General features: G+C 63.6%; 14 protein-coding genes. 7 read left to right on the top strand and 7 right to left on the bottom strand.

Annotated elements, in window-relative coordinates; genetic code table 11:
- Positions 1–28: 28 nt before the first annotated feature.
- Both D8W71_RS14090 and D8W71_RS14085 read right to left on the bottom strand, forming a co-directional pair.
- Positions 29–829 (bottom strand): ParA family protein, encoded by an 801-nt coding sequence (locus tag D8W71_RS14090; RefSeq protein WP_121114195.1) that lies wholly within the window; start codon positions 827–829, stop codon positions 29–31.
- Positions 830–937: 108 nt separating this feature from the next.
- Complete coding sequence (locus D8W71_RS14085; RefSeq protein ID WP_121119169.1) at positions 938–2,431, bottom strand: DHA2 family efflux MFS transporter permease subunit; 1,494 nt, start codon at positions 2,429–2,431, stop codon at positions 938–940.
- Positions 2,432–2,701: 270 nt separating this feature from the next.
- On the opposite strand from D8W71_RS14085, the gene D8W71_RS14080 reads away from it, so the two are divergent.
- Positions 2,702–3,355, top strand: coding sequence for an acid phosphatase (locus D8W71_RS14080; RefSeq protein WP_201265063.1), 654 nt, complete (start codon positions 2,702–2,704; stop codon positions 3,353–3,355).
- A 20-nt stretch (positions 3,356–3,375) separates the two neighbouring features.
- Here D8W71_RS14080 and D8W71_RS14075 read toward each other — a convergent pair whose 3' ends face one another.
- Positions 3,376–3,801: a hypothetical protein gene (locus tag D8W71_RS14075; RefSeq protein ID WP_121114194.1), complete on the bottom strand. Its 426-nt coding sequence runs from the start codon at positions 3,799–3,801 to the stop codon at positions 3,376–3,378.
- Positions 3,802–3,895: 94 nt separating this feature from the next.
- Between D8W71_RS14075 and D8W71_RS14070 the strand changes: the two genes are divergently transcribed.
- Positions 3,896–4,852, top strand: a complete 957-nt coding sequence (locus tag D8W71_RS14070; RefSeq protein WP_121114193.1) for a diacylglycerol/lipid kinase family protein — start codon at positions 3,896–3,898, stop codon at positions 4,850–4,852.
- Positions 4,853–5,169: 317 nt separating this feature from the next.
- Positions 5,170–5,424 (top strand): WhiB family transcriptional regulator, encoded by a 255-nt coding sequence (locus D8W71_RS14065; protein ID WP_084346872.1) that lies wholly within the window; start codon positions 5,170–5,172, stop codon positions 5,422–5,424.
- Between the two features lie 154 nt (positions 5,425–5,578).
- Here D8W71_RS14065 and D8W71_RS14060 read toward each other — a convergent pair whose 3' ends face one another.
- Both D8W71_RS14060 and D8W71_RS14055 read right to left on the bottom strand, forming a co-directional pair.
- Positions 5,579–7,063, bottom strand: a complete 1,485-nt coding sequence (locus D8W71_RS14060; RefSeq protein WP_121114192.1) for a sensor histidine kinase — start codon at positions 7,061–7,063, stop codon at positions 5,579–5,581.
- A gap of 19 nt (positions 7,064–7,082) precedes the next feature.
- Entirely contained in the window at positions 7,083–7,298 is a 216-nt protein-coding gene (locus D8W71_RS14055) for a biotin/lipoyl-binding carrier protein (RefSeq protein WP_121114191.1), read from the bottom strand.
- 133 nt (positions 7,299–7,431) lie between these two features.
- Here D8W71_RS14055 and D8W71_RS28420 point away from each other — a divergent pair, with 133 nt between their 5' ends.
- Complete coding sequence (locus D8W71_RS28420) at positions 7,432–7,506, top strand: 50S ribosomal protein bL37 (RefSeq protein WP_099052202.1); 75 nt, start codon at positions 7,432–7,434, stop codon at positions 7,504–7,506.
- Between the two features lie 37 nt (positions 7,507–7,543).
- On the opposite strand, the gene rsrA is transcribed toward D8W71_RS28420, so the two are convergent.
- Positions 7,544–7,825 carry a mycothiol system anti-sigma-R factor gene (gene rsrA / locus D8W71_RS14045; protein ID WP_121114190.1) on the bottom strand — a complete coding sequence of 94 codons (282 nt, stop codon included), beginning with the start codon at positions 7,823–7,825 and terminating at the stop codon, positions 7,544–7,546.
- Positions 7,822–8,493: a sigma-70 family RNA polymerase sigma factor gene (locus D8W71_RS14040; RefSeq protein WP_121119165.1), complete on the bottom strand. Its 672-nt coding sequence runs from the start codon at positions 8,491–8,493 to the stop codon at positions 7,822–7,824. The genes rsrA and D8W71_RS14040 overlap by 4 nt, the downstream gene beginning before the upstream one ends.
- A gap of 190 nt (positions 8,494–8,683) precedes the next feature.
- On the opposite strand from D8W71_RS14040, the gene ybaK reads away from it, so the two are divergent.
- Genes ybaK through rsgA form a run of 3 tightly spaced genes read left to right on the top strand, consistent with a single transcriptional unit; the run spans position 8,684 to position 11,487 of the window.
- Positions 8,684–9,178: a Cys-tRNA(Pro) deacylase gene (gene ybaK, locus D8W71_RS14035; RefSeq protein WP_121114189.1), complete on the top strand. Its 495-nt coding sequence runs from the start codon at positions 8,684–8,686 to the stop codon at positions 9,176–9,178.
- A gap of 6 nt (positions 9,179–9,184) precedes the next feature.
- The gene (gene aroA, locus D8W71_RS14030) at positions 9,185–10,504 is read left to right on the top strand and encodes a 3-phosphoshikimate 1-carboxyvinyltransferase (RefSeq protein WP_121114188.1); all 1,320 of its coding nucleotides are present in this window, start codon (positions 9,185–9,187) and stop codon (positions 10,502–10,504) included.
- Positions 10,453–11,487 carry a ribosome small subunit-dependent GTPase A gene (gene rsgA / locus D8W71_RS14025; protein WP_201265062.1) on the top strand — a complete coding sequence of 345 codons (1,035 nt, stop codon included), beginning with the start codon at positions 10,453–10,455 and terminating at the stop codon, positions 11,485–11,487. Before aroA ends, rsgA begins: the two co-directional genes overlap by 52 nt.
- Positions 11,488–11,502: the final 15 nt, after the last annotated feature.

The following is an 11,502-nucleotide window of genomic DNA, read 5'->3' as shown; positions in this document are numbered from 1 at the left end:
TTGGTCGGGGCCGCTGACGTGAAGACCGTCAGTTCAGCGCTTCCGGAACGTAGGTCTTGACCGGATCGCCACTACGCCAGTGGTCGAGCAGGTTGGTCGCGAGCTCGCGATATGCCTGCGCGCCCTTGTTCTTTCGACCCGACAACACGGTGACACCCGACGCCGATGCCTCCGCGAAGCGCACTGTGCGTGGGATCGGCGGCGCCAACACCGGTAGGTCGTACCGGTCGGATACATCGCTGAGCACGTCACGACTGTGAGTGGTACGCGCGTCGAACAGGGTCGGGAGGGCGCCGAGGAGAGTCAGGGCAGGGTTGGTGATCTGCTGCACCTCGGTCACGGTCCGCAGAAGCTGCCCGACGCCGCGATGCGCAAGGGTCTCGCACTGGAGCGGCACGAGTACCGAATCCGCCGCCGTCAGCCCGTTGAGTGTCAGCACACCGAGTGACGGCGGGCAGTCGATGATGACGACGTCGAAATCTTCGAGGACCGGCGCGAGAGCTCGCTTGAGCGCGAATTCCCGGCCCGCCCGCATCAACAACAACGCCTCGGCGCCCGCCAAGTCGATGGTGGCAGGCAACAACGCGATACCCTCGTCGGTATCGACCAGCACGTCGGCGACGGACGCATCCCCGGTGAGCACGTCGTGAACCGAGGATTCGAGTTTGTCCGGATTGTGTCCGAGCGAGAACGTCAGACATCCCTGCGGATCGAGATCGACCACGAGAACTCGTCGATCCTGAGCGTGCAGCGCTGCCGCAAGAGATGCCACCGTGGTGGTCTTTGCGACTCCGCCCTTCTGGTTGGCAACCGCTAGTACTGTCGTCACACCCTTGATCCTTGCCTACTCGGACTTCACGGGGCGAGAAGCGGCGTGTGGTGGGCGCGTCGGTGAGACGAGCACTTCGCACCTCTCCCGACGCGCGTCAACGCGGAATCAGTGCAGCAGAATCGGTTTGGATGCGTCGACACCCTCGGACGGTGCGATCTTCTTGCGGGGGAGGAAGTACGCAGGAACGAACGTCAGCACGATGAGTACCAGCGCAACCATGAACGTGGTCCCGAAAGCACTAGCCGAGATGTCGAGCGCCTCGGTAGGCGAGGACGCCTGGGCGACGTTCTTCATCTGGTTGGTCAGAACGACCGACATCACCGCGGTACCGATGGATCCAGCCGTCTGCTGGACGATGTTCATCAAGGTCGAACCACGTGCCACATTGTGATCGGTGAGCGTTTGCAGCGCCGCGGTCATGATCGGCATCATCGTCGAACCGAGGCCCATCCCCATGACGAACAGCGCACCCAGCAAGACCACGTAGGACGTCTCGGCGCCGACCTGTGTGAAGACGGCCATGCCTGCCGTGATGAAGACCATCCCTGCCAGCACGATCTTGCCCGGCCCGATCTTGTCCGCGAGAGCCCCTGCGATCGGCATCGTCAGCATCGCGCCGATGCCCTGCGGCGCGAGGAGCAGTCCGGCGGCAAGAGTCGTCTCTCCGCGGATCTGCAGAAAGTAGCTCGGAAACAGCAGCCCGGCGCCCATGAACGCAACCATGAACAGCACCGTCGTGAGTACCGCGATGGTCAGCGCACGGTTTGCGAAGAGCCGGAGGTCGATGAGGGGGTGCTCGGTCCGCAGAGCGTGGAACACGAACAGCACGATCAGCACCAGTCCCAGGATCGCCGACGCCAACACACGCGTGGAGAAAACCGTCCCGGTCTCCGGAATCGACGACACGCCGAACAGGAACAGCGCGAGACCTGGCGAGAGCATCAGCATGCCGAGGAAATCGAACGACTCCGACGGCGTCGGATCGTCCTTCGGGAAGATCACGATGGCGGCGATCAGCGCGATGGCGCCGATGGGCACGTTGATGAGGAAGATCCAGTGCCAGCTGGCCGCCTCGATCAGCCAGCCACCCAGGATCGGGCCACTGATCGGACCGAGCAGCATCGGCACACCCAGGACCGCCATGACGCGGCCGATTCGTTCCGGGCCGGCAGCGCGGGTCATGATCGTCATTCCCAGGGGCATCAGCATGCCGCCGCCGAGGCCCTGCAGAACTCGGAAAGCGATAAGCGTGGTGATGTCCCACGCGAAGCTGCACAGCACCGAACCGAGGACGAACAACACGAGTGCGGTGATGTACAGACGTTTGGTACCGAAGCGATCCGCTGCCCAGCCGGTCAACGGAATGACCGTGGCGAGCGCGAGCGTGTACCCCGTCATGGTCCACGCGACCGTGGCGTAGGTCGCGTCGAATACCTCCATGAACGTCGGCAAGGCAACGCTGACGACGGTGACGTCGAGAATGGACATGATGGCGCCGAGGACGACGACACCTGCGACTTTCAGCACGGCCGAGTCCAATTTGTCCGGCTTAGCGGAGGCCGGCGGCGACGTCGATGGTGACGTTCCAGGCTCTGTCATGGTGAAAGTCCTTCTGGTCACGGCAAACAGGGCCTGCGCCCCGCGCCATCGGTTCTTTTTCCGCGCCGTCGCGCGAGTGCTGCCGTCGTTCTTCGGTCCGGCTCGAAGTACATACCTCACGTCGGAGGCGCGGACACGGCTGCGCGGGCATGTTCCGGCGCGGCCGTTCGACTCGACACAGTATTCCCCTACGGGCGGCCGGACTCAATGCAATAACTGAAGCTACCTAGCTGATCGGCTGTGACAACCGACACGGCATCATTGCGTCCCATGACCACAACTTCGTCCGACACCGCGCAATCCTCCGGCAGTTCGGGCAGGGTAGTCCTGTTGCGACACGGACAGACCGAGTGGGCAGCGACGGGACGCCACACCGGGGCCACCGACGTTCCGCTCACCGAAGTGGGTGAGCAGCAGGCGGTGTCGGCCGGCGAACTGGTCGGCGAACTCCAACTGCGGTCGCCGCTGGTCATCTGTAGCCCTCGCACCCGCGCGCTACGGACGGCAGCACTGGCGGGGCTGGCGGTCGATCGTGAATGGGACGCCTTGTCGGAGTGGGATTACGGCGACTACGAGGGACTGACCACGCCCGAGATCAGAGAGACGGTCGCACACTGGACCGTGTGGACCCACCCGTGCCCAGGCGGTGAATCGATCGACGACATCAGCACTCGTGCCGATCTGGTCCTGTCGGTCGTGCTGCCCGCGCTCGCCGATCGAGACGTAGTCCTCGTCGGGCACGGACACTTCTCACGGGCCCTTCTGACTCGATGGCTCGAACTACCGATATCCGAAGGCAAACGATTTGCGATGTCTCCGGCCGCGTACTCGGTTCTGGGGTTCGAACATTCCTACCGGCAGGTCGTGGTGCACAACATCCATCCCTCGGTACGAACCGGACCCGAAGAGAAGGCAGTGCCATGATTTCTCGCCACCGCTAGCTCTCAGTTCCCGTCGTCGTCGACGTGGGCGTATTCGGCCGCCATCCATCTCGAGGAGGGTGGACTGAACAGCAACACCAGGATCGCGAGGACGACAGACCCCAGCAGCACGCCGTAAAACGGCTGGTGGGAGTCGGTGAGCAGAGACCACACCACCGGCAAGAGCAGCAGCTGCACCACCAGGGCAACGGCCCGACCCCACCGTTTGCCCAGTACCAATGCCACGCCCGCCGCGCCGACCACGGCGCCCGCCACGGCGAACCATCCCGCTGTCCCGTATCCATTGGCGACTGTGTCTTCCACTCCCCCCACTGCACGGATCAGCAGCACCACCGCCGCCACCAAGGCCGTCGCACCTTCGAGGGCGACCAGCGCACCTGCAGCTCTGAAGGTCGAAGGTGGCACTGTGGGCAGGGAGGGCGTCGACACGAGGTCAGCCTAGAACACACGGTGGCCGGCAACGGTTCACCAGTCGCCCGCCGACAACGGTGCGTGCGGAGGGACTCCGATAGGCTCATGCCCCGTGCGCGCGCTGCTGATCGTCAATCCGAATGCGACGTCGACGACCCCGGCCGCCAGGGACCTGTTGGCCCACGCGTTGTCCAGTCGAGTACGCGTCACGGTGGCACACACGACCCATCGAGACCACGCTGCGGAATTGGCCCGCCAGGCACGCGAGGACGGCATCGGTCTCGTGATCGTCCACGGCGGTGACGGAACGGTCAACGAGGTCATAAACGGCCTACTCGGAGTTCCGCTGCCGACGTCGATGAGCGCAGTCACCATCGGTGCCATTCCTGCGCTCGCCGTGGTGCCCGGCGGCAGCGCGAACGTGTTCGCCCGGTCGTTGGGGATCCATGCCGACCCGGTAGCCGCCACCAACCAGTTGATCGATCTCCTCGCCGCCCGATCGCGACGGACGATCGGACTGGGACACTGCGACAACCGGTGGTTCACATTCAACGCGGGACTGGGTCTGGACGCAGAAGTGTGCCAGGCAATCGACGCAAGCCGTAAGGACGGGCGGCCGGTGTCGCCGACCCGATACGTCCGCGCGGCAATCCACGCCTTCTTCCGCAACAAGCGTCGCGATCCGGCTCTCACCGTGCACGTCGACGATCACGATTCGATAACGGGAGTTCATTACGCTTTCGTTTCCAACTCGAGTCCGTGGACCTACTTGGACGAACGTCCCGTGCACACCAATCCAGGCACATCCTTCGATACGGGGCTCGGCCTGTTCGCCATGAGGACAACGCGAGTGCTGACGACGTTGAACGTGTCGCGGCAGTTGCTGTCCCCAGCGTCCGAACCTAAGTCGCGCAAGCTGTTTCGGGTGGACGATGTTCCGCACGTCCGCATCACCAGCTCCGAACCGATCGGGCTACAGATGGATGGGGACTACCTCGGAACGCGCACGGAAGCGGATTTCTACTCGACCCCCGCCGCACTGGAAGTCATTGCCCCGAACGAGGCTTGATACTGCCTGTCCAGGCGGAATTCGCTGACCCTGAGAGCACTGGCCACACACCTCGGCAGGCCTACCGGCATCGTCCATGCTGGGAAAACCTCTGCGTGAACTCGAATCAACGGGTACAAAGGAGCGCAGGAGGCTTACGGCAGCCTAACAGAGTGAGCTTGACCACGGACACACGGCTATCTCTTGACTTCCCCCTAGTTCGTGAAAGCATTCACAAGCAACAGTGCGGAAACATTGAATACGCACGAGTGAACATCTGTTGAAAATATGACAACAGCAATCGAAACGGCGCTACGGCGCCCGGTAAGGAGCAGAGGATGGACTGGCGCCACAACGCAATCTGTCGCGACGAAGACCCGGAACTGTTTTTCCCAGTAGGAAACAGCGGCCCGGCACTCGCTCAGATTGCCGATGCCAAGGTCGTCTGCACGCGGTGCCCTGTCACTGCCGAGTGCCTGTCCTGGGCACTCGAGTCCGGTCAGGACGCCGGTGTGTGGGGTGGCATGAGCGAAGACGAGCGTCGCGCGCTCAAGCGTCGTAACGCACGCACGAGGGCTCGCAGCTCCGTCTGACGATACTCGGACGGCGGGTCCCTTCAGTACGCTGAGAACGCGCCGCCGACACAGCAGAACCCGGCTTCTCCACTTCGGAGGCCGGGTTCTTTGCTGTCGTCACTACGGCCGAGTCTCGTGCTGTTCACCCGCGCACACCCTGGGCACCGACGCCTCAGGTACCCCGTGCGCGCCGACCCAGCGGAACGCGAAGCGACGCATCCGTTCCACCCCCGTCTGCCGGATGAAGCCCGAGCGAGCCGTTGAGTTCTACCGATACCAATGTTCGTACGATCTGAAGTCCGAGACCCTCCGACTTCTCCAGCGAGAACCCTGGCGGCAGTCCTCGGCCGTCGTCGTGGATGACGACGTCGAGCCACCTCGCCGACCGATCTGCAGAAATCCTCACGACACCGGCGGAACCGGCGTCGAACGCGTGTTCCATTGCGTTCTGAACCAGCTCGGTCAACACCATGACGAGAGGAGTCGCACGTTCGGCCGAGAACACACCGAGCGTGCCCTCCCGCGTGACGCGAACCCGAGGGTTGACCGTTGCCACGTCGAGCATGATCGGCACGAGGCGGTCGACGATCTCGTCGAGATCGATCTCCTCGTCGACCGACATCGACAGCATCTCGTGCACGAGTGCGATGGACGTCACTCGCCGCACGGACTCCGACAGCGCGACGCGCGCTTCTTCGTTCTCCAATCGCCTCGACTGAAGCCTCAGTAGAGCCGCAACCGTCTGCAAGTTGTTCTTCACCCGATGATGAATCTCGCGAATCGTCGCGTCTTTGCTCAACAGTGCACGATCGCGACGTTTCACCTCGGTGACGTCTCGCACCAGAACGATGGCGCCGACCGAATTTCCCTTCGGACGGAGTGAGAGCGTTCTGATCAGTACCGTCGCTCCCCTCGCCTCGGCCTCCATGCGGTGCCCTTCGCTCCCCGTCAGCGAGGCGCGGATGTGATCGGCTACTTCTTGGGAATCGAACGGATCGGTGACCAACGACCTGGTGACCGACGCCAGATCCCGGCCCGACAGCTCGGCGGTCAGCCCCATCCGGTGGTAGGCCGACAATGCGTTGGGGCTTGCGTAGACCACGCGCCCTTCGGTGTCCACGCGAATGAATCCGTCGCCGGCACGCGGAGAAGAGTTGACATCGGTTCGCTCGGCGGGCGTCGGGAATGTGCCCTCGCTGATCATCGCGCACAGGTCGTCGGCGCAATCCCTGTACGCGATCTCCAGCGCGCTGGCGGTGCGTTGTCGCGTTGGATTGGCGTCACGGGTCAGGACGGCGATGACGTGCTCGCCGCAGCGCACCGGAACACTCTCGGTATCGGTATCGGTGCCGTTTCCGCCGACTATCGACCGGCTGATCAGCGAATCGATGACGCCGGGGTGCTGAGACTCCGACACGAGCGCACCGACCATGTCCTCGGTGAATACCGTCGAGGCTGTCGTGGGGCGGCATTGTGCGACACACAGGACACGGGCATCCGGACCGTCCTCGACGTCGTCGAGCCCGACCCAGAGAAGGAGATCGGCGAACGACAGATCGGCGAGCAATTGCCATTCACCGACAACTCTCTGCAGGTGATCGACAGCGTCACCAGGGAGGTCCGTGTGTTCGGCCAGAAGGTCACTGAGCGTCGACACCGGTGCGCCCGATCATGCTCTAGGACACCACGGCGATGAGATCGCCCTGCTTTATGACATCGCCGACTTCGACGTCGATCTTGCTGACGATTCCCGCAACCTCGGCCAGAACAGGTATTTCCATCTTCATGGATTCGAGAACGACCAGCGTGTCACCGATTCCGACGGTGTCGCCTTCGGTGACCACGATCTGAAAAACCGTCGATACCATCTCTGCGCGCACGTCCTCGGCCATCGGATTCCCTCGTGTTCTCTTCGGTGGATCAGGGGCGTGATCGGCGCCGGGATCGTGGGCTGGTCCCATACCCGTGAACGGACAGCTGATCACACGTGAAAGACTGTAGTGAACATGCAGAGAGGAGCTCATCATGGGTAAGCGTGGGCGCAAGAAGCGCAGTCGTAAGAACAACAAGGCAAATCACGGCAAACGTCCGAACAGCTGACGAATTGCCACACCAACGGACAAGGCCGTTCAGTGGTTCAGTCGTTCTCGGTTTGCCTGATGAGCACCGTACGTCTGATCTCGACACTCAGACGCTCCCTCAGCCCCGCCGGGGCCTGATCGCCTCCGCACTTACGGCTGATGAGGCTCTTGACCTTCTCTTCGATTCCGTAGGCGGCAAAGCACGACCCGCACTCGTCGATGTGACGTTGGAGCCTCGTACGGCTGCCCTCGTCGCACTCGTTGTCCAGCATCAGCCACACGTCGGCTATCACCGCCGAGCAATCGAGCCGCTCGAACTCGTCTGCATCCGATGTCACTGGGAGACCTCCTGCTCGTGCGCATCGACCGCACCGTTGCGGTTGAATCCACGTTCGCGGGCCACGTCGGACAACAGGCCCCTCAATTGCTTGCGACCGCGGTGCAGCCGCGACATCACTGTGCCGATAGGCGTACCCATGATGTCGGCAATTTCCTTGTACGGAAATCCTTCGACGTCGGCGTAGTACACAGCCATACGGAAATCCTCGGGCAGCGACTGCAACGCGGCCTTGATGTCGTCGTCAGGAAGCGAGTCGAGTGCTTCGACCTCCGCCGAGCGCAGACCCGTCGAGCTGTGTTCGGCGGTGGCAGCAAGCTGCCAATCAGTGATCTCCTCGGTGGGGTACTGAGCGGGCTGCCGCTGCTTCTTCCGATACGAGTTGATGTAGGTGTTGGTGAGAATGCGATACAGCCACGCCTTCAGGTTCGTCCCCTCACGGAACGACCGGAACGCGGAGTACGCCTTGATGTACGTCTCCTGCACCAGATCCTCGGCGTCTGCCGGGTTCCGCGTCATTCGCAGTGCGGCACCATAGAGCTGATCCAACATCGGGAGCGCGTCGCGCTCGAACCGCTCGGTCAGCTCGGCGGCAGACTCCGTTGCCGACTCGTCCGCCGCCTGAGCAGGGCGCTCGACTTCCTCCACGCTGATCCCTTCGGTAGCCATGTTCGACCAGGTTACCGCGGACGTCGTCAGGTCCTTCACGTAGATCGAGCCAATGCCCGACCCGGCCCGAATCCTGCGTTCGGTCGTCGTCACTGCCACAGCAGGTTCCTTCCCTCCACAATCGCGTTCGTCTTGAAGGGAGAACACCGGCACCCGGTCTGCTGTTCCCGCCGCCGTTACAGTGATGGGCATGTCCACCGCGTCGACCCCTGCGATCGCTCTGCTGATCGAGCACGGAGTGGACCACCTCGTACACACGTATCACCACGATCCACGCTCGGAGTCGTTCGGCACAGAGGCATCCGATGCGCTCACCGCCCACCTCGGCGTCGTGCCGCAGCAGATCTTCAAGACCCTCGTGGTCAAGCGGACCGACAGTTCACTCGCTGTCGCGGTCGTACCGGTCACCTCAACGCTGTCGCTCAAGAGTGCGGCGGTAGCGCTCGGTACGAGGAAGGTCGTCATGGCCACTAAGGCGGAGGCCGAGCGATCCACCGGGTACGTGTTCGGCGGTATCTCCCCACTCGGTCAGAAACGTCCGCTGACCACGGTTGTCGACGAGTCCGCACTCCAGTGGGACCGCATCCTCTGCAGTGGCGGACGGCGGGGCCTGGAGATCGAGCTCGATCCACGCGATCTCGTTCGGCTCGCGTCGGCCGCCACGGCTCCCGTCGCGACGGGCTGACCGCTGATGCGCAAAGATGGTGACGTGAGTATCTGGCCCGCACCGTCGTCTTCGTCACCCGTCCACGCGACGGTCACCCTGCCCGGATCCAAATCCATCACCAACCGAGCGCTGATCATCTCCGCGTTGGCATCCGGTCGTTCCACGGTCACCGGAACACTCCGCAGTCGCGATACAGACCTGATGATCGCGGCGCTGCGTTCCATCGGGGTGGCCATAGAGATCGACGCATCCGACCCGACGGCGTTGACCGTCTCGCCCGGCTCGCTCCGCGGGGGTGCGGTCGATTGCGGACTCGCCGGCACCGTCATGCGATTCCTTCCGCCGCTGACGACCCTCGTCCCTGGAACCGTGTTCTTCGACGGCGACGAGCAAGCCCGCACACGGCCTCTGGACACCATTCTGGGAGCTCTGCGCGCATTGGGTGCACAGGTCGACGGTGATGCTCTCCCGTTCACTGTGACGGGCACCGGGCGCTTGCGCGGAGGGGCTGTCGACATCGACGCATCCGGCTCGTCGCAATTCGTCTCCGGCCTCATGCTTTCGGCCGCGAGGTTCGACGACGGCGTCACCATCCATCACATCGGTAAACCCGTCCCGTCCATGCCGCATATCGACATGACCGTCGAAATGCTTCGCCACGCGGGGGTACGAGTCGACACTCCTCAGGACAGCGGCGACGCCGACACCTGGCGGGTACACCCCGGCCCCGTCAGTGCCGCACGGTGGGAAGTCGAGCCGGATCTGTCCAATGCCACCCCGTTCCTCGCTGCAGCCGCCGTCACGGGCGGAGAGGTTCGTATTCCTCACTGGCCGTCGTCCACGACGCAACCCGGCGACGCCATCCGCGGCATCCTCACCTCCATGGGTGCATCCGTGGATCTGGAGGACGGGACACTCGTGGTCCGAGGACCGGACACACTGCGCGGCATCGACATCGACCTCCACGACGTCGGCGAACTGACGCCGACGGTCGCCGCGCTGGCGGTACTCGCGGACGGACCGTCGCATCTGCGCGGGATCGCACATCTACGGGGCCACGAGACCGATCGGCTCGCCGCGTTGGCCACCGAGATCGGCAAGCTCGGCGGCAATGCCGTCGAAACCGACGACGGGCTCGACATCACACCCACCGCACTCCACGGAAACGTGTGGAAGTCGTACGCGGACCACAGGATGGCAACCGCCGGTGCAATCATCGGTCTCGTCGTTCCAGGTGTGAAAGTCGACGACATCGGTACGACAGCAAAGACGCTTCCCGATTTCGAACTGCTGTGGGCGGACATGCTCGCCGGTGCGCCCGCACACGATGGGTCGACGTCCTGACGCGCCGCTACGACGAGTCGGATGTACGGATTCGTCCTGGTAAGAGTTCGCGGCCCAGAACGAAGACGCGGCCCGACCACGCCGATGCCGAGTCCGGCATGGTGGTCTCGGTGGACCGCGGCCGCTGGGGTTGCGTTCTCGGCGGAGACCCGGAGCGTCCTGTGGTCACCATGCGAGCACGTGAACTCGGCCGCACCCCGATCGTGGTCGGCGACGACGTCGACATCGTCGGGGATCTGTCGGGCAAGGTCGACACACTCGCACGCATCGTGCGGGTATCCGAACGCCGAACGGTCCTGCGCCGAACCGCCGACGACACCGACCCGTTCGAGCGAGTCGTGGTCGCGAACGCCGAGCAATTGCTGATCGTTGCGGCGTTGGCAGACCCGCCGCCGAGAACAGGGTTCGTCGAGCGCGCACTTGTCGCAGCGTACGTCGGCGGTCTGAAACCCATTCTGTGCCTTACCAAGAGCGATCTCGCGGACCCGGCGGAGTTCACCGCCGCGTTCGCAGATCTCGACGTTCCGGTGATACTCGCAGGCCAGAGCGAGGATCTCACCGAATTGACGACGACCCTGACGAACACTCTGACAGCATTGATCGGTCACTCGGGCGTCGGGAAGTCCACGCTGGTCAACAGACTCGTTCCCGATGCCCACCGAGCCACTGGCGTCGTATCAGGCGTGGGCAAAGGTCGACACACCTCGACGCAGTCCGTCGCACTCGCCTTGCCCGGCGGTGGCTGGGTGGTCGATACGCCGGGAATCCGTTCGTTCGGGTTGGCGCACATATCGCCCACGGACGTGGTCGCGGCCTTCTCCGACCTGGCCGAGGCCACCGAGAACTGTTCCCGCGGGTGCACACACCTCGGACCGCCGGCCGATCCCGAATGCTCACTCGACACGCTGACCGGAGATGCCGCGCGTCGTGTTGCTGCCGTGCGGCTTCTACTCGAGGCCGTACGCACGAACGACGCCTGGTAGTCGTCGACTCCAATT

This window comes from Rhodococcus sp. P1Y (assembly GCF_003641205.1).
In the GTDB taxonomy this organism is placed as follows: Bacteria; Actinomycetota; Actinomycetes; order Mycobacteriales; family Mycobacteriaceae; genus Rhodococcoides.
Note: the sequence above shows the minus strand (reverse complement) of the source record. Positions and strands in the feature narration are given on the sequence as shown.

Bases quoted from the DNA above. Each gene is read 5' to 3' on its own strand.
- D8W71_RS14065 (WP_084346872.1), top strand. From the start codon at position 5,170: ATGGACTGGCGCCACAACGCAATCTGTCGCGACGAAGACCCGGAACTG.
- D8W71_RS14055 (WP_121114191.1), bottom strand. From the start codon at position 7,298: ATGGCCGAGGACGTGCGCGCAGAGATGGTATCGACGGTTTTTCAGATC.
- aroA (WP_121114188.1), top strand. From the start codon at position 9,185: ATGCGCAAAGATGGTGACGTGAGTATCTGGCCCGCACCGTCGTCTTCG.
- ybaK (WP_121114189.1), top strand. From the start codon at position 8,684: ATGTCCACCGCGTCGACCCCTGCGATCGCTCTGCTGATCGAGCACGGA.
- D8W71_RS14040 (WP_121119165.1), bottom strand. From the start codon at position 8,493: ATGGCTACCGAAGGGATCAGCGTGGAGGAAGTCGAGCGCCCTGCTCAG.
- D8W71_RS14080 (WP_201265063.1), top strand. From the start codon at position 2,702: ATGACCACAACTTCGTCCGACACCGCGCAATCCTCCGGCAGTTCGGGC.
- D8W71_RS14085 (WP_121119169.1), bottom strand. From the start codon at position 2,431: ATGACAGAGCCTGGAACGTCACCATCGACGTCGCCGCCGGCCTCCGCT.